Below are 19217 nucleotides of genomic sequence, written 5' to 3' on the forward strand. Positions count from 1 at the left end.
CGCCTTACCCGATAGCCATGTTAAATTTCCCACAATTAAACAGATTCTTGTCCGGTAACTGCTGAAACCATGAAATCTTTTACCACGGCTTTGTAGAGTTAAATCTTGCTATTCACCTCCTTTGGACATCGCATTGATGATTCAGGGCTTGAAATAATTCTGAATATTGTTCCGGTGCCGTTCAAGGAGCTCTTTCACTCTGATTATTGGCGGTAACCCTGATCGTTCTACTATCTGACTCCAGTAGTCGAAAAATACCTTGACACTGTCTCGTGACGTGAATTTCCACATGATCCTCAACATGTTCTTGAGCGACCACACTTCTCCCGTTTTGAGTTCACAGGCCATCAATTGATGCAAAGCGCTTTCGTTGTACTACCGTCATATTTTCTGGATTGCGCAACCAACTGAACCTCGAGTTGATCAATGCTCGGTCTTCTTCTTGGCCGACCAATATGGGATTCCTAATAGCATATTTTATCGACTACTTCACTCAAATACTTATTGATATGAAACTGATCGTAGACAATATAGACATGCGACAACAATTTCAACGTTGTTTTGGTAAACCGGCTTCCACATGTCAAGAAAGACTAACTGCATGCTCCTATACAAGGTGCCGTCAACGTTTCTAAAAGCTTTTCTGTTATCTTGGGCTGGGCCTCAACAACATCACGAACACGGCCTTCATGAAGGTCATTGAACATCGTAATATACTGTATGACCTATGAGAACCGTCTCAAACTGCATCGTATCAAGATGCCTCCATTTTGTTCAGGAGCATGGTCATAGATTGTACAGAAGTTCCCCCATTCGGGACAGTGCGCTTTTTTGCCGATGTACTCAAGACGCATCTCTACCGTTTTGCTGCTCATCAGGAGGGCCTCGTCATTTACGTCCCATATTGCTGTATACCTAAGGGTTGTTGGTAATGAGGAGCCAAGCTTTGCATGATCAGAAAAGGGTTCTGCTTCACCACGGATCAATACCAATAAGCTAACTTTTTCTACCGCTTTCCACTAAATTCTGCGAAGAGCAAAATATATTAAAGCTAAGCAATGAGCAGACTAACTGAAGAGTCATATAACTTTTCCTCAAACACCCAATCATGCCCTACAACGTTTCGAGTTTTTACCCTATGTGCGTTAGTGTCATTTCAGGCAATAGCTGATAGTAATAACGTTTAGCACTCTTATTCAATCTAGCACACCCCTCTACAATCCCTTACTAAGGACCAAGAACTGAGAACTAAGCACCGTTCTACTATCGCAGAACATCCCCCAACTCAATATTAAATACTCGCTGCTGTCTGAGCCAGATGAGGAGCCTGTAGATTGCTCTGAGTTTGTAGGATGCAGCAAAGTATAGGGTGAAGCAAAAAAGGTAGATCGTGAATAAGACATAATCGGGAAAGTGCATGAGAGTTCCGAGAACGGCAACGCTCGATGAAATTGCCGTTGCAGCTATGATCACTATAACTACTTTGCGATGATTGAAGCCCATTGCTTTGATGATGTGATGCAGATGGGTTTTGTCCGGATAAAAAGGGCTCTGCCCTTTCAGTACTCGCTTGACCATGACGGTAATGGTGTCGGTAACCGGCAGCGCCAACACTAACAGTGCTGCAGCCGGAGAAACAACACCTCCTGCCTTTTGAGTCACTTCTATGGCAAAAAACGCGAGGACGAACCCCAGACTCATACTTCCGGCATCACCCATGAAAAGCTTTGACGGATGCCAATTGAAACGCAGAAATGCCGCAAGCCCGCCGACAAAAGCGACACTGATAAAGGTAAGCTCTGGCTGATTGTTCAGCCAGGCGAGCATTCCGAAAGCGATGAAAGCCACCAGTGAGGATCCACCAGCCAATCCATCGAGACCATCGGTCATGTTGACGGCATTGATCACCCCTATAATGCAGAATATGGTTACAGGGACAGCGAGAAAACCTGTCCGAATTACTCCCCAACCCATAAGATCGCCGAATGAGTGAAGAACAGTGCCACTAAAGTACATGATAGAGACCGTCGCCCCGGTCTGTACCATGAAACGGATTTTGAAACTGACATCATGCCTATCGTCAATTGCCCCCATGACAACTATCATGAGCACGGCAATGATCAACCCTATGTTCTGCCAGAGCGGCGTAAACAGCAGCATCGCGATAAGTGCCCCTGTTATAATGCCGATACCGCCAATGAGAGGTTTTGCAACGGTATGAATTTTACGCTTGCCGTCAGGATGGTCGATAAACCCGAGCTTTTCTGCATGTGACGCAAGAAACATGATCATCACGTAGGATACTGCCAGCGCAACAAGGTAAACACCTGTATAGTGTGTGAATGGGATCGTGAGGGCTGCCTCTTCGGCAGTTGTTTTTGCGGATAAAACTTCGAAGGAAAGAAGAGCGAACAGCGGGACCGGAATCAGATAAAAAGGAGACATGATTTTCTCCGTTATAATGTGTTAGTGGGGGAAGAGAAACTATCCAAAAGCTTCGCTACTTTCAGTTACACTCTATGATTACACATTAAGAATAAAACAGCATCTTTACGAGCGTACATTATAAGAAATTAAATAAAAAGATCTAAGAAATTTGCGTATAATTTTTGTAAAAAAAGTACCGGTATTACGAGTTGAAAGGGGATTGACCGGCACGATGAACAACAGCACCACATTCTTCAGTCACAATGCTTCATGCGTTATATTCTGAAGTGGGGTATGGAGTATGTTCATGCACTGCAATGTAGCATTTCTCATGGAATTAATGACAGAAAACTCTGTCACGAAATAGTGAACAGATAGCATCTTATGCCAGTGACACACATAACGGCAATCATCAAAATGTGATACTTCCCTGTAATAATACTCTTTGTTTATTTCACAGGGCGATACGGAATTCTTAAATACTCTCGACATAGGATGGATCCTCGGGTCGAGCCCGAGGATGACAAAAAGAGAGAGAAATCATACCGCACACTTGATGCGATATCAATAGGCACTGAAAGCAAAAGATTGATCCCCAGATTGTTCTTTGCGCTTGCCAGAGAATGACATAAAGAAAGGAGTCATACTTGTTATATCTCTTTTATCAATCTGGAAAATAAACTCGAGCACAGCAGTTAAACTTAGCCTCTGGGAACCATTCCATTAGGTGAACTGATATTTTCGTCAGGCATCGCTCCTGCGCCTTCAGCAGATTCACCATCATCCAAGGGTCCGAATGCACCATCTTCGGATTGGCTTGGGGCATTCTGTAGAAGTTCTCCCTTTTCCTTGCTTCTATCTTCCTCATCATCATCTTCAGGTCCGGGAGCACCGGCAGCGGACTGCCCTGCTGTAGAACTTGCCTCAAGGGCTGTTGCAGCCGCAGCATCGGAAAAATTACCGATAACAGCTCCATCGGAATTATTGCTTTGAGCTTTCATTGTTGATACAGAAAAGCTCATGGCAACAAAAAGCAATGCAAAACAAAGCAAGAATATCTTTTTCATGATATTTGAGTTTAGGATTATACGTTCACGAATTATCAGTACCAAACCAAAAGCAATCAGGATAGAGAAAATCTTGATATAGGGTCAGATTTTGAAACCAGTTCCTACAGAAAAGATAAACCGTACATCATCACCGGAATTATCTGTCAGGTCAGCTGCACCCAGTGTAATGGCAACCGGAAAGCGATCGACCCAGAAAGTTTTCGAAAGACCGGCGTTGAGGTTGATACCGTTCCAGTCGACGATGGCATTGAACTCGTTGAACAGCTCATAGGCTACATTGCCGAAAACGTACGTACCGTCATCGCCTTTCCCGTCCGCAATATCTTCATCGCTCTTTTCGCCAAAACGATCGGAACCAACGCCGACACTGAAGTGAAGTTTTGAAGATCCGGTTTCGGTTGTGAACATGTCACCCTGAAGACCATGACTGACAACGACATAATAGCTCTCTCCCGTATCCCCACCATCAGTGAGCATGACATTTTCAATACCTGCACCGACAGCCGTTCCACCGCCGAAATCATGATGGAGGTGAAGACTCATGGAATACTCCTCCCATTCGTCGAGGTCAAGGGAAATAAACGATATCTGGGCCCCGAGATTCTTGATCGGATCACCGACACCGATACCGAGCACCGCAGCTCCATCGGCCTCATCTCTGTACGGAGCATTGACCGTACCGCCGACACCGGCGAATACAACACCATTGGCAGCACCCCAGGCAACGGGAGTTGTAAGAGATTTACCATGAATGTTCGGCAAAATAGTCGATGGAATACCGCTCGGCTCGTCAGCATGGGACACTGCCGGCAAACAAACAAGTGCCGCAAAAACAAGGGTCAGGATTCTTTTCATGGTTTCTGGTATTTAGGATTAGAAGATAGATAGTGATTGATTAGGAATGGGTAATGGGTATTAGGGGGCATTAGATAATAGGGTAATAGGGAATGGACATCATTAGTTGTTCCATTTCCTGTAGATACCCGTCAGCAACCGTCCAACTTGATTGATTCAACACATTTGGAACATTAACAGTCCACTAATTAACACGAATTATCACGAACTGATGTAATCAGCTTTGCAGCTGATTACATCAAGAATTATACTTTAACACCATACTAAAAAACCGATTTACCATAATAGCCTCCGAAAAACCAATGATTTCTGGCCGAAATTTATAAGAATACCAAGCTTCGATTTTGTGATTTTCAGGTAATTGAGGACTTGTGCTTCATGGTCACTTGTAATCTGAACAAGAGCTTTAAGCTCAACGATGATTTTTCCATAACAATAAAAATCAGCCTGATAATACTTATTGAGAACCTGATTTTTGTAGCAAACCGGAAGTGGCTTTTCCTTTTCGTAAGGAATATTCCTCAACGAAAATTCAACTGCTAATGCTTCTTGATAAATTGATTCCAGAAAACCATGACCAAGCTGTCTATGCACTTCCTGAGCCGCACCGATTATCTGAAATGCCTCATCTTTGTATAGTAAACCCATCGATATGGGAACAGCTTATTGTTCTTCAGTAACCCCGCGCTTGCTCAAACCTCTTCTTGGCCACAAAAAAAATCACCTATTCTTCATCTTTTCAATTCGTGATAATTGGTGCCAATTCGTGGACCAAACTAATTCTTCTGCTCATCGAGATAGGTGCTGTAGGATTTGTAGCTATAGTAGCCTTTGTATCCGTACCTGCCGTAGTAGCGGCCGTAGTTGCCGTAGCCGATTTTTTCCGATGGTCCGACAATCGCAACACCGAGCAGCCGATGTTTGAGGTAATCGAGTTTCTGCACTTCCTTGAGCAGGTTCTTGTTGGTGTAACCCATTCGTACAACCATAAGTATCCCGTCAGCTGCACGTGATATAAGCGTTGTGTCACTGAGTAACAGTAGTGGCGGTGTATCGAGAATCACATAATCCCACTCTTCTTCTAATCGCTTGATCAGCTCGGTCATCTTGTTCGAGCCCAATAGCTCATTGGGACTTGGCGTCTTGTTACCAGCCGGCAGAACATGGAGCTTCTCATGCATGGTCGGCTGGATCAATGCCTCGACGTCAGCTTCCATCCCGGCTAGATAGTCCGACAGTCCGGGGACTTTCTTACAGCTGTAGAGCCGGTGCTGGCTCGGACGGCGCAAATCACAATCGATGAGAAGCACCCGACTGCCGTTAAGAGCAAAAGCATAAGCAAGATTCCCGCAAACCGTTGATTTACCTTCGCTGATCTCTGTTCCGGTCACAAGAATCGACTTGAGCGGTTGGTCATCGGTTTGAGAAAACACGATATTGGTGCGCAGATCGCGAAACGACTCTGCAAACGGTGACGATAAACTATCAGCCATCAATAACGGCTTCCGATCATGGGTCGACGGCACGGTCTTACCTTGACTGTTGGTTTTAGCATACTTTCCATTCTTGCCGTTGCCTCCATATTTTGGCAGATAAGTGGAGAGCTGCTCCAATGATTCTTTCACGGCTTCCTGCAAACCTTTACTATTTCCATTCCCAACATTCGGTATAGCCGCCAACGGAGTATAACCATGATCTTCAAGAAAAGAATCGTCCTTCAGGGAATGATCGAGCATTTCCCGCACAAAGACGATAGCCCCGCCAAGCCCAAAACCAAGTATAAGGCCGATCAACAGATTTTTCTTTAAATCCGGTGCTACGGGATCGACAGGTGGAAACGCTGCACCAACGATCACCACCTTACCGACCTCCGAGGCGATCTTGATACGCGACTCTTCCAACTTTTCTTTAAGGAAGGTATACGTGTTGTTGAGTACTTCGCGATCTCGCTGCAGACGGGCATAGTTGAGCTGTTTCTGAGGAAGCCGGTTCAGCTGGCTTTCATAATAGTTCTTGGATCGCTGATACTCCTGGGCTATATAGCTCAGCTCTGCAAGGCGTACATCGGTTTGCAGCTGTTCGGAAATCAGGTCGAACTGGTATTGACGAGCTTTGCTCGTAAATGCCAACTCTCCTGCGATCATGTTTCGGGTCAGTTCCTGGAGCCGCTGTTTGAGCACATCGAGCTGCTGTTTTTTAGCGATATAGGAGCTGTTTTCCGCCCCTGATTCCCCTGCCAGGGCGATCAATGCTTTTTCTTCCTGCTTGATACGGCTTTTAAGTTCTTTTGACTGCTGATCGACGTTCTTGGCAATTTTCGCACTCAGGGCCTTTTCTTCTTCGGAGAGTTTTTGTATCAGAAAGTCCTGGCGGTTTTTAAGAATATTGTATTCAGCCTGGGCATCATTGAAGCGGGATTCGGCCTCGACCAGCTTTTCCAGCAGCTTTTCGGCGTTGCCGGTCAGCTCGTAAATGTTCTGCTGTTTCATGTAGGATGACAACTGATCTTCGACTTCGGCGATCTCCCGCTGCTGACTTGCCAGCTGTTCACTGACAAACTCTTTTACCGACATCGCCTGATCGGCATTCCATTCGATGTCTTTACGCATGTAGGACCTGCAGATCGCATTGGTCAGCAGAGCAGCTTCATCGGGGAAGGGACTCGACACCGATACTTTCAGGATATCGGTATCCCGGGCATTACTCACCGATACCCGCTTTTGTAACACTTTAGCGTATTTGCGCATCAACAGATCATAATCCACTTCTTCATCTTCTCCCCCTCCGAAACGCAAACCGCTAAACAACACACCGATGGGAGAAACATAATGCCGCTCTCCAAACAGCTGCAACGAATCACGATCATTCTGAGAAGCAAGGTCTCTTACCACTTCCTCAGCGAGCGGAAACGACTTGATCAGTTCGATATCGTTCTGGAGCTCGAACCCAGTCATCGACTCGAACGGATTTATCATCTCACCTACGCCACCCTTGTCAGTCTTGATAAGCACAACAGAGGTAGAGCGATATTCAGGAGTTGCGGAGAAATGGAACAAGAACACCAACACAAGAGCTACAACGGTCACCGCACTGATCAGGATTCTATTACTCCAGAGAACCTGAAGCAGCTCCTGAATGTTTATCTCTTGCTCTAACTGATTTTCGTTGTCTGCCATTTAATGGATTATGTTAATCTTAAGTGCTAAGTGCTAAGTGCTAAGTGCTAAGTGCTAAGTGCTAAGTAGAAGATAAAAATTGTCATCCTCGGGCTTGACCCGGGGATCCATCTTCCAATGAACGTCACCATGGATGCCGCATCGAGTGCAGTATGACTTTCGTGGAGATTGTACATCACATCACCCATAATACCCGAAAGTCTGCTTCACAAAACGATATGACAATTCTCTTCTTGTCATCCTCGGGCTCGACCCGGGGATCCATGAGCAACCTTGCTGATCTGTATGAATGCCGATTCAGGCCCAAAACCCAGACCTCCTATTCCCCTAATCCCTATTACCTATATAACCAAATCCCTGCCACCTATCCCCCAACACTCTACCTTGTCGCGATGGCGACAACACTTGCCGCTGAAACGATAAGAGCAGCGATACGAAGCGCCATGTTGGTATCGAGGCCTTTGTCCTCCGGAATGACAATGGTGTCGTTTGGCTTGAGCTCGACAAACCCTGAACGGTCGCCTTCTTCAAAATATGATTCGAGATTGATCGGATACGTCTGTTTACCGTCTTCATCGGGCTTGTGGCGGAGTAGCTTGGCTTTTTCAAGATTTGCATCTTCCTTCGGCCCCCCTACAAGCGAAAGCACCGACGAGATATCGGAATCCTGACGAACGATATGCTGACCGGGCTTGTATACCTCGCCAAGGACATTGACGTACATGAGTATATTACCCATGCTGTCGGTGAAATAGGTATCCTGCGGCATACCATATCCCGGCATGACTTGTGGCTGCTGACCGTAACTGTTTTGTTGGTATCCCCTTGAAGGTGATGAGTATAACAGACCGGACGAACCGTAAGGCTGCTGCGCCAAAGCGCACACCGTTACAAGCGGCGAAACAAAAACCTGTAGAGCAAGAACAAAGACGATGAAACGTTTCAATGTTTTTTTCATGACAGTGTACCCCGGTTACTATGAATAGTTATGTTCAAGGGAAGAAGGTCTTTTCAGCAAAGAAGTTATACTTTTTCCACATAAAAAATACGGCTTTTCGACAAAAAAGAAACTTTATACATAGCTCCGCCACGTCAGCCCCATAGCGGTACTGAAATAATGAAAAAAAAGTGCTCAGCTGACAAAGGGGGACGATGTTCAACGTTCCGCTGGAAGGGGGGAAACGGAAAACATCTCCTCGCTAAAAATACGAAATCATAATCAAATACAAAGGAGAAAAATAGTGATGGACTAATGGAGGAAAACAAGACAGGTGTTACAGATAGCACCGCTGTGAAAAACGAGAAATGAAGGAAAACAAAGATGCGTCGAAAAATCGACGCATCTGAAATAATCAGTATCGCATAAAGTTAACTAACAAAAAAGAATACAATCACGAGGATGTGATTATACCACCAAATGAAATTAACCGTCTTTACTTCGTCTCTTGTGCCTCGATAGCCTCCAGTTTCTTACCATTTCCACTACCGTTTTCTTTACCGTTACCGTTGCCGTTGTTTACATATGCATGACGAATGTCAATGGTTTGTGTTTTTTCATTATCGATCAGAACAAGAAACGTGCAACCCACAATACCAGTCGGCACTGACACACCGCCTGTTTGTGAAAATCCTGAAGCAAGCCCTGTCAACACACCTGAAGGACCGTTAAGTAAACTTGACAATACAGGAGATATGGAAAGGCCGTCACCTTTGGCGTCAACACCTACTCCCCATGAAATTGCCTGAGGAATGGACAGCAGTGTAATGTCATACCCTCTCAACTCCTTGATCCCTGCTGCAAACTGAGTCGCATCGAAGATCAGTGTGTGCAAATCAACCTCATCCGCTTTTGTTTTTTTACTCTGGATCGTAATCGAACCAACAAGTTCTCCCTGACCGACACCGGAAAAATCAAAATAAACATCGCGCTCTTTTATCTCTTTTCTCGAAGCGGGTTTTGCACCGGTATACACAATTTTGGTACCACCACTTTCACCCGTTTCAACGCGATGACATGTCGGAGCGAAAAAATGCTTCGATTGCAAGGCAAGTCCGGTCAACTGAGCTGGCCGTCCGATTAAATTGAAAAGACTGGGCAGCCCTACAGGACCGGTTACAGTCCCTGGCATATAAGGAGCTGGTGATGACGACGACCCTTTAAAACTGATAGACGCCGACGCAGCCCCGCCTTCTCCACCATCACCACCATTGTTGTTTTCAGCGACACTTGTAGACTGAGACTGAGAAACAGCCTGGTTATCGATAGTTGTATCTGCCAGGCCGGTAGTTGCCGAAAAAAACAAAACGAGCACAAAGGTTACCTGTAGTCCTTTTTTCATCGTGCATCTATATCTAATGTTGTTGTTTTAATAAAAGCATATGCAAGACCGGAGCTATTTTCCAGTCTTGCATTTCTTTCTCTGTTGACAGAGTTAACGTCAATCAAAACCGCCTGACCATGCTCCGACAAAACCATTGGAAGCACTCGAGTAACCGCCTATACCAGCGCCTCCGTTAGTATCGCCGCTTCCGGTTACAATAGACAACGTGTTGGTACTTGCCCATGCCGTATCTTCGCCGTAGCCGGCAAACGATGCACCGCTGAGATCAGCACTCAAAGCACCTCCCACCATACCGGTAACATCATCACACGGAGCACAACCCGGGCAGGCACCCTCATCTTCAACTCCGTCAAGATCAAGATCTGCTCCGCCATAAAGCCCAGAACCTGATCCAACCCACTGATTGGCGCCGACAACATAATCGGCATCACTATATGCCTCCATATTGAAATCACCTTCGATGCTGCCTTGTAACATGTCTTCACCGTATTCGACACACTGATCTTCGATGGTGGTGAATGCATAAAAGCCACCTACCACACCGCTAGTAGCATCGACGCCATTATACTGTGGAAGATCAGCCATAGCGACCGATCCCATGCCGAATAGTGCAACGGCTGCCAGAAGTGAAATGATTTTTTTCATGAAATTTCTCCTGTTTTTTTAAGACCGAAGAGAACGCCTTCAGCCCATTTTTTCAAAAGAATTGAAACTAAAATCCACTACCAGACCATGCACCAACAAAACCATTGGAAGCACTCGAGTAACCACCTATACCAGCTTGTCCATTAGTATCACCGCTTCCGGTCACAATTGACAACGCACTGGTACTGGCCCATGCAGTATCTTCACCGTAGCCTGCAAGCGCTGCGCCACTGAGATCCGCACTCAAAGCACCACCGACCATACCGGTAACGTCATCACATGGAGCACAACCCGGGCAGGCCGCTTCATCTTCAACTCCGTCAAGATCAAGATCTGCTTCTCCAAAAAGAACTGCGCCCGATCCAACATCCTGATTGGCGCCGACAACATCATCGGCTCCACTATATGCCTCCATAAAGAAATCACCATAAATACCGCCCCCTAGGTCTTCACCGTATTCAACACACTGATCTTCGATAGTGGTGAATGCATAAAAACCACCGACAACACCGCTGGTAGGATCTACGCCATTGTGCTGTGGAAGATCAGCCATGGCGACTGATCCCATACCGAATAATGCAACGGCTGCCAGAAGTGAAATGATTTTTTTCATAAAATTCCTCCTGTTAGGTTGTTTTGCACTGCAATTGAATGATGTAATAAGGGAGAAAGAACGATAAATTTTATTGAATCGTCATAGTTAATTTATAAAAACATCACAAAACAAAAAAACAATCGTTAAGATGTAATAATACAGGACTAAATTTCACACTGCTGAAACAATTACCGAAAAAACAAAAAAGCCGAGCAGTGATTACCAATTGTTCACAGCATAAGACAATCGCTACCGAGTACTTAACAAGTCGGGAAATAGCTTCTTCGCTGGCCACCTGCCCCCTATTCACTCAATATCCTTTCAAGGAAAATGCGTACCTTAGACATTGATTTCACAGGCACATGATAATTTGCCGGATGGCACAAGTATATTTTTTCACTTTCCATGACAAACCAGAACAATCACTCCTCCATCAGCAATCCATTGCAGAAGGAACATTTTTATATTACCCGTCAAGCTCTTGTCGAGCTCGATCTTTCTGAAAGCTGGCTCCCCGACCTTCCGTCCAACCGTCAATCCGCCCTTGAACAGGCTGAATTGCAAACGAAGAACATCAATCGCCGCATGAAACAACGCTTTGGCGACACGGCGAAGCAGTTACTCCCCGCTCAGTTTCATGGTATGAAACTCCTCCATGCAGCGGCTCATCTTATAATGAGCCGCCTGGTCGTGCAGCGAAACCCGGCATTTCTGGGTAAAATCGAAGCTTTTACGCTGCAGGAACTCGAGGAAAAAGGTTTTTCGGACTACCTGGACGCATTCATCTCGCAGTTCCCCCCCTCGAGTGTATTCAGAGGCTATCAAACGAGCCAGGAGTTTCTTGTATCGACATCCAACCGCCAGACCGTTCTGGAAGAATCACTTTTTGTATGGCTCCAGAATCAAAATCCGGCACTTGACCAGTTCGGATTCCTGTTAACCGACGATACACTCCGAAACGAGCCGTCATACCGCACAGTCGTGAACACGTTTCTCCACTCTCTCAAAGAAATAGGCCCTGTTGGCCCTGAAAATATCGATCCGGCGGAGCTGTTGACAAGACCGATACGCCATGCACCAAACTCCCTGCTTGAACAGTTACGCTATATAAAGATGCACTGGGGAGAATTCCTCGATGGAACACCATTGCTCGATATGCTCGACAACAGCATCACGCTTATTCAGGATGAAGATGCATGGCTGTTCTTTGAAAAAACCGGTCAGGAAAACCATGCGAATCATGGTGGTTTTTTTGAAAAACAGGCACATGCCCCTTCGTTCACCGACCTTGAAGACGAGCCTGAAAACTATTCTGTTGATTCTTCATGGATGCCCGAAGTTGTCATGCTTGCAAAAAGCACCTTCGTGTGGCTGGACCAGTTGAGTAATACCTATCGCCGCCCAATACACCGGCTGCAAGACATCCCCGATAAGGAACTCGACTCTCTTGCAGAGCGCGGGTTTACAGCACTCTGGCTCATCGGCCTTTGGGAAAGAAGCCCCGCCTCGCAGAAAATCAAGCAGCTTCATGGTAATCCTGAAGCCAAATCCTCTGCATATGCACTCGAGAGCTATACAATCGCCGATGAGCTCGGCGGTTACGAAGGGTATCTGAACCTTCGCCACAGAACCTTGCAGCGAGGCATACGGCTTGCAAGCGACATGGTACCCAACCACACCGGTCTGGACTCCTCTCTGGTAAAGGATAAACCGGAATGGTTCATCAACGCTATCGACCCTCCTTACCCTTCCTACTCCTATAACGGCCCGAATCTCAGCACCGATTCCCGTTTCGGCATCTTTATCGAAGATGGCTACTGGGACCGCTCCGATGCTGCTGTTACCTTCAAGCGGGTAGACTACCAGAATGGCGAGACCAGATATGTCTATCATGGGAACGACGGCACCACAATGCCATGGAACGATACGGCGCAGCTCAACTTCCTGAACTCCGAGGTGCGCGAAGCGGTTATCCAGCAGATTCTCCATGTCGCAAAGATGTTTCCGGTTATCCGCTTCGATGCGGCAATGGTTCTGGTTAAACGACATATCCAACGTTTATGGTACCCTCAGCCGGATCACAACGCCGGCATTCCATCTCGAAGCGCTTATGCAATGAGCATGGAAGAGTTCAACAAGCTCATCCCCGAGGAATTTTGGCGTGAAGTGGTTGACCGTATTCATGCCGAAGCTCCCGATACGCTCCTGCTCGCGGAAGCGTTCTGGATGCTCGAGGGATTTTTTGTCCGTACGCTCGGCATGCACAGGGTGTACAACAGTGCGTTCATGCATATGCTGAAGAAAGAGGACAATGCCGGATACCGGTACCTGATAAAAAACACTCTGGAATTTGATGCCGGAATTCTGCAGCGATATGTGAATTTCATGAATAACCCGGATGAGGATACGGCGATCGAGCAGTTCGGTAAAGGAGATAAATATTTTGGAGTATGTGCAATGATGGCCACCATGCCCGGATTACCGATGTTCGGCCATGGGCAAATTGAAGGATTCAGTGAAAAATACGGAATGGAATACGCCCGCGCGTACCTTGAAGAGCATCCTGACGAGGAACTGATTACAAGACATGAACGGGAGATTTTTCCTCTCCTCAAAAAGCGTGCACTTTTTGCCGGAGCGGAAAACTTTTTTCTCTACGATGTCTACAACCCGGAAGGTCATGTCAACGAGAACGTCTTCTGCTACTCTAACCGACAGGGAAATGAGCTTGCGCTTGTAGCATACAACAACGCTTGGGAACAAGCCACCGGTTATGTTACAACTTCGGTTGGCTTTAAAACAGCAAATGGTATCGAACAACGCTCTTTATGCGATGGACTCGCGCTGAGCCAGGACGATACGGCATATGTTGTTTTCCGGGACCATGTTTCAAACATCGAGTTTATCCGGCAAATTCGAGAGCTGCGTGAACACGGACTGTACATTGTTCTGGGAGGCTATCAGTACAACGTCTTTCTGGATTTCAGGGAAGTCCGTCCATCGAAACTGATGCCTTACGACCGACTACACAGCGATCTGGATGGACGAGGTCTACCATCCATCGACAAGGCTGTACTTACAATGAGCCTTGCACCGATTCACAATCGAGTAACCGGCTTTTGCTCTCAGAAAAGTCTCGACCTGCTGCTCGCTGAAACTTCCCTTACGGAAAAACAACGGACCTCGCTCGAAGAGCCCCTCTCCGCTCTCCTTGACTTTGTTGCAGAAGAATACACAAACCTGACTGATACACCGGTAACAGTCCCTGAAAATGCTGTTGCCCGTGGATACGACTTTTTCGATCAAGCCTCCACACTGGCATCCATACTCCAAACCGGCTCCTGCATCCCGGCAGAACTGAGAAAAAGCCTCGGAATAGAAGGTTCACGGAAAAACGGTTTCAGCCATTTTGTACTGATATGGATAACGGTAGAGGCTATCGAACAGCTTTTTGAGCAAAACGGTATGTTACAACAGGGAGTAATCGAGGATTTGTTGCTTGCAGAGCCATTGACACGAGCTTTCCAGGAAAATGTCCGGCTGAAAAACACCCCGGTTCAACAGTTGGTCGATCTGTTCATCTGCCTTCTTACAATAAAAATGCCAAAAACGTCTGTACAGAATCCCGAAAGATATCTTTTTGAAAAACTCGGTCCTTTTCTTGCGGAAAACGGCATATCGAATGCCGAAACCTTTCTGTCCATTCAGACAAAACACAACAAACGCTGGTTCAGTGCGTCGCGATTCGATTTGCTCACCTCCTGGATCTTCGCGGTTACCATGCTTCATGCCCAACAAACGAAAAAGCAGAAACCGGGTATCGCAATAAAAGAAGTGGACATCTGGATCGAAGCCCTTGAAAAAATAAAAGAAAACGCCTTCATTGCCGGATATGAAGCCGAGACGTTTTTAAAGAACGCCATTGTTAGCCAACGATAGGATCATCGGAAAAGCCTTGGTTACTCTGATGCTCCTGTGCGAATGCCGAATACCTATTTCACGGGGCAGCATGACTTCTCTCTCCTCCGTCATCCTCGGGCTTGACACGGGGATGTTGAAAACGAAAAACGCCCGGGGTTGCCGGGCGCTTTTTTGTATTTATGCCAATTTGATTCCTACCAGCCGTATTCCAGGTAAACCCTGTATGTTCCGATAAGCAGTGAAGCGAGTACGATCAATCCCAAAAAGGTGAAAAGTGGGCTTTTCTCCTCTCTTGCCGCCTTTTTATCCATGAATGGCACCAGCGCCCAGACTATTGCGACAACCGTGAAGAGAATAATGGCAAGCAGTTCGCCACCTTCAAATTTGAAATCTTTGAGCAGCTGGAACTGGGCCCAGAAATACCATTCGGGCTTGATTCCATCAGGTGCTGCAGCAAGAGGATCGGCTTTCACACCAATTTCCCAAGGGAATATAACAGCAAGGTAAATCAGGAGAGCAAAACCCAGCATCCAGGCGATCCCGTCTTTAGCGATGAAGGTCGGGAAAAACTTTTCGTAACCTTTGACAAGTCCAGCTTCCTTGTAGCCTATAGGAGTAGAAGCGCCGAGTACCTGAACGAGCATGAGATGTCCTGTAAGGAAAAGCATGACAAGACCTGGCAGCAACACGACATGCATGGCAAACATGCGGGTAAGCGTTTCAGCACCGACTTCTTCGCCACCGCGAAGGAGCTGAACGATGAACTCTCCGCCTGGAGCAACTTTCGGCACTTCCGTACCGATCTGTGTCGCGAAGTAGGCAAGTTCGTTCCATGGAAGCAGGTAACCGGTAAATCCGAAACCCAGGGTGAGCACCAGAAGCACAAACCCACTGACCCACATGAGTTCACGGGGTTTACGATAGGCTTTCATGAAAAAGGTGCTGAACATATGGATAAATGCCATGAGCACCATGAGGTTGGCCGACCACGCATGTACCTGGCGAATGAGCCAGCCGTATGGAACTTCGGTCTGGATGTATACGAAACGTGCAAATGCTTCCGCTTCGGTTGGGCGATAGTAGAGAAGCAAAAGAAGCCCGGTGATGATCTGAATGGCAAAGAAGAATAGTGTCAAACCGCCGAAATAATACCAAATCGAAAGGCGGTGTTGCGGAACCTCTTTTTTCTTCATGTAATCGATAATCGGACCCAACACATTGAAACGTTCCTGAAACCAGCTTGTACCGGCACCGGTCTTACTGTCTTTGAAAGGGTTAGCTTCGGCTCTGACTTCCGCAGGTTTGTAGACACCTTTTTTCGATGGGCTTACTTTCGCTGGAGCAGGCTTTGATTGTGCAGGAGCACCGGCTTTTGCCGCTGGCGGCTTTGCTTTGCCTGGGACTGACGGTTTGGCAGCCGGCGGTTTTGGCTTGCCTGCCGGAGACGGTTTCGATGCCGCCGTTTGCTTATTGTTGTTTTCTTCAGCCATATTTCTTGACTCCCTTGTTGTTCAAGTAGTTAAATTATGCTTTTGAAATTACCAGATCATCACCATCTACCCTGACATTGTAAGGAGCCAAAGGCAAAGGCTGCGGGCCGGAGATGATTTTACCATCCTGTTCGTAACGGGCACCATGACAGGCACAATAGATGAGTTCTTCATCCTCTTTCCACTGTACAAGACAACCGAGATGTGTACAGACGGCGCTGCAAGCTGTCAGCTGACCGCCATTATTGACAACGATGACTTTATCCTTGTTGAACTGATAAATCTTTCCGGAATCCGGCGGCACTTCGGAAGCTTTTCCAACAACTTTTTCGTCTACATCCTTGACTTCTTTTTCTGCCGGCGGTGTAATATATTTTACAACAGGATAAAGAGTTCCTGCCGCTACAACAGCCCCGATTCCGCCAACAGCCTTGCCAAGAAAATTGCGGCGTTCGAAATCGATTCCTTCAAGTGAAGCGTCCCTTGTTTTCTCACCAGGAACAGCTCCGGAAGATTGATCGGAAGGACCGCCCTGAAGCGAACTCAGCCTTTTGGGGCTTTTGAAATTACTGTTTTCAGCCATTACTATCTATCTCCTTTTTTATGACTTACAGGCACCTTGAAAAATAATTCCCAAAAGGATACCCTTGTATTAGTATGCAAACATACTCCCTTTCTCTGAACATATCAGCACATGACTGACAAGCATAACGAATGCAGGAGCAACCTTGTTATGCGCCATGTTCGATGCAAAATTTCTCAAACCCCATTAGGTACAAGCAAAAGAGGCGAAAAACCCATAGAAAGACTCTCGTCGTTCGAGGTTTCGATTTGCCGGGCTAATCGGCAATCGCTTTTTTCTGTTACGCACATAAAGCCATACGGAAAAAGCCCAACCTAATGGAAACGAGGACGAATTTAACTATTTTTAGCGTTTAAACCAATCCCAACAAGTCTTAAAAAAATTATAGCTATCGTACATCCGAGAACCGACCCCATGCCGCCAGACTCTGCAACGGGTAAAAAATCTCAGTACAGGAAATTTGAGGCGTCCGGGATTGAGAAATTCAGATATCCCTCTGAGCTCGACAGGACCTCGACCATCTTTATGAAAAACAATATCGGAACCATAGCGCAGATAAAAAGGACCTGAATCAAGCACCTGCTTCTGCTCGATATCCATAAAGAAATTTTCGCGGGAAAACCTCAGGTTCCGGCTGTAAAGTGGAGCGAACAGACCCCGTCGTAACCCGGATGTCTCGACACCGAGCCCATCATGTACCGTTAGCTCGCTGGTAACATTATCCCGCAGCATACAGAGAGCGAGGGGTTTGTATCCAGAGTTTTTGAAAAAAATCACATAGTAGATAAGATCGTACGTATCTGAAAAAGCACGCCCCCAGTACCATGTATTGATATACTCGTGCATGGGCATAAGCCCGAGATTATGGTCATGGTACCCCTGCCCACGAATAGTCATTGTACGGCTCTTTTTTTTAAGGGTATCTTCCAGAGTCAGAGAACCGGAAACATCCGCTCTCGGAAGGGTAAGCAACCATTCATGATGCGGCACTTTTCCGTTATTGTTCGCATCACTTTTCCGGTACGAGTAGTTATGTCTGACAGAAAAAATCAGTTCAGCCGTAACTTTCTGGCGTCTTGCAGGAAAATCAAACGCTATCTCGAGAACATAAGCCTCCTTGAGCGTGTCATAATAAAAACGATTATCCTCAAATCTTCCCACTATATCGTTTCCAGAGCTCTCAAAAAGCGAAGCGTGCCCTTCCTTGATAAAATTTACCGACTCGCGCCCGTTTTCATAGACCTGAAAACTGAACGCTGCGTAATCGAGTGCCTTTGGTGGATCCGAACCGGTTTTTCTCCAGTTCAGATAGTGATCCATGTAATAGGGCGAAAAAGCAAAGCCGGCAAACCAGATACAAACAACCGAAAGGCCTTGCTCCCGGTCTTCGGCATCGAAATACCACCACTCATAAGAACCGGGTTCCTGAAGATTATGCCAGATATCCCGATCTAATTCCGTGGAAATATTCATACCTGGATTGAGCGTTTCAAATTGTACCGACTACCTTGTTTACAGCCTGAATACCGTGTTGCTCTGGCAGCCATGGGGATCATGGGTCGAAAGTATACTTATCTGTATTGAACAAAACAAAAAATACGCACAATTTGTAATCCCGATTCGCAAGAAAGCGCGAACAATGGTTCAAATTCAGGATTGGAAAAACATGGAGAATTTAACCAGTCTGCTTTACCAGTATTGTATTGTGCTGAAAAAAAAGAAGATATGAAAAGGATGCGGTTCCAACCGATACGAGTATCAGCTAAAATTGCCTGGTGGACAGAGAGGGAATCATAAAGCTTGCCATCAAAGCAATTCACAAGGACACAAGCAAAAACATATACCTAATTATATACCCATCCTTTTTTCTTGACCTCTATTCTCTCTATTCTGAAGCCTTATTATTATAATATTTTTTTCCTTTACCCTCATAATAGCCTATACCGACGATTGTTTTGTCTTACTCAATGCATTGCCGATCATCTGTACAGCTTTTTCGATACCTCGTGAACCAAAATAAAAACCGAATGCCGTCAGGTCGAGTGCGGTTAGCAACTCTATCCAGGGGTTCATCAGCGCTACTTTTGTTTCCGGAAGATGAAATATCGTCGCC

General features: G+C 46.2%; 14 protein-coding genes. 1 reads left to right on the forward strand and 13 read right to left on the reverse strand.

The genetic code is table 11. From position 1 onward, the window contains the following. Window positions 1–141 precede the first annotated feature (141 nt). The 10 genes from QZ209_RS12600 to QZ209_RS02630 form a co-directional block, all read right to left on the reverse strand. Window positions 142–360 carry a transposase gene (locus QZ209_RS12600; RefSeq protein ID WP_366515733.1) on the reverse strand — a complete coding sequence of 73 codons (219 nt, stop codon included), beginning with the start codon at window positions 358–360 and terminating at the stop codon, window positions 142–144. Window positions 361–1263: 903 nt separating this feature from the next. Further along, window positions 1264–2445 carry an MraY family glycosyltransferase gene (locus QZ209_RS02590; protein ID WP_294344433.1) on the reverse strand — a complete coding sequence of 394 codons (1182 nt, stop codon included), beginning with the start codon at window positions 2443–2445 and terminating at the stop codon, window positions 1264–1266. A gap of 683 nt (window positions 2446–3128) precedes the next feature. After that, window positions 3129–3494, reverse strand: a complete 366-nt coding sequence (locus QZ209_RS02595) for a hypothetical protein (RefSeq protein WP_294344435.1) — start codon at window positions 3492–3494, stop codon at window positions 3129–3131. Between the two features lie 84 nt (window positions 3495–3578). After that, window positions 3579–4352: a hypothetical protein gene (locus QZ209_RS02600; RefSeq protein WP_294344437.1), complete on the reverse strand. Its 774-nt coding sequence runs from the start codon at window positions 4350–4352 to the stop codon at window positions 3579–3581. 276 nt (window positions 4353–4628) lie between these two features. Continuing rightward, on the reverse strand, window positions 4629–5000 hold the full coding sequence (locus tag QZ209_RS02605; RefSeq protein WP_294344439.1) for a GxxExxY protein: 372 nt from the start codon (window positions 4998–5000) through the stop codon (window positions 4629–4631). Window positions 5001–5128: 128 nt separating this feature from the next. Next, on the reverse strand, window positions 5129–7528 hold the full coding sequence (locus tag QZ209_RS02610; protein WP_294344440.1) for a polysaccharide biosynthesis tyrosine autokinase: 2400 nt from the start codon (window positions 7526–7528) through the stop codon (window positions 5129–5131). 379 nt (window positions 7529–7907) lie between these two features. After that, on the reverse strand, window positions 7908–8486 hold the full coding sequence (locus QZ209_RS02615) for a hypothetical protein (protein WP_294344441.1): 579 nt from the start codon (window positions 8484–8486) through the stop codon (window positions 7908–7910). A 475-nt stretch (window positions 8487–8961) separates the two neighbouring features. Then, window positions 8962–9867: a hypothetical protein gene (locus QZ209_RS02620; RefSeq protein WP_294344442.1), complete on the reverse strand. Its 906-nt coding sequence runs from the start codon at window positions 9865–9867 to the stop codon at window positions 8962–8964. Between the two features lie 99 nt (window positions 9868–9966). After that, entirely contained in the window at window positions 9967–10515 is a 549-nt protein-coding gene (locus QZ209_RS02625) for a hypothetical protein (protein ID WP_294344443.1), read from the reverse strand. A gap of 67 nt (window positions 10516–10582) precedes the next feature. After that, the gene (locus QZ209_RS02630; protein WP_294344444.1) at window positions 10583–11128 is read right to left on the reverse strand and encodes a hypothetical protein; all 546 of its coding nucleotides are present in this window, start codon (window positions 11126–11128) and stop codon (window positions 10583–10585) included. A 387-nt stretch (window positions 11129–11515) separates the two neighbouring features. Between QZ209_RS02630 and QZ209_RS02635 the strand changes: the two genes are divergently transcribed. Further along, window positions 11516–15049, forward strand: a complete 3534-nt coding sequence (locus tag QZ209_RS02635) for an alpha-amylase family glycosyl hydrolase (protein WP_294344445.1) — start codon at window positions 11516–11518, stop codon at window positions 15047–15049. A 176-nt stretch (window positions 15050–15225) separates the two neighbouring features. Here the strand turns inward: QZ209_RS02635 and QZ209_RS02640 are convergent, their stop codons facing one another. The 3 genes from QZ209_RS02640 to QZ209_RS02650 form a co-directional block, all read right to left on the reverse strand. Beyond that, the gene (locus tag QZ209_RS02640) at window positions 15226–16521 is read right to left on the reverse strand and encodes a cytochrome b N-terminal domain-containing protein (RefSeq protein ID WP_294344447.1); all 1296 of its coding nucleotides are present in this window, start codon (window positions 16519–16521) and stop codon (window positions 15226–15228) included. A 34-nt stretch (window positions 16522–16555) separates the two neighbouring features. Next, window positions 16556–17104, reverse strand: coding sequence for a Rieske 2Fe-2S domain-containing protein (locus QZ209_RS02645; protein ID WP_294344448.1), 549 nt, complete (start codon window positions 17102–17104; stop codon window positions 16556–16558). A gap of 345 nt (window positions 17105–17449) precedes the next feature. After that, entirely contained in the window at window positions 17450–18577 is a 1128-nt protein-coding gene (locus QZ209_RS02650) for a carotenoid 1,2-hydratase (protein WP_294344449.1), read from the reverse strand. Window positions 18578–19217: the final 640 nt, after the last annotated feature.

It is taken from the genome of Prosthecochloris sp. (assembly GCA_015482705.2).
In the GTDB taxonomy this organism is placed as follows: Bacteria; Bacteroidota; Chlorobiia; order Chlorobiales; family Chlorobiaceae; genus Prosthecochloris.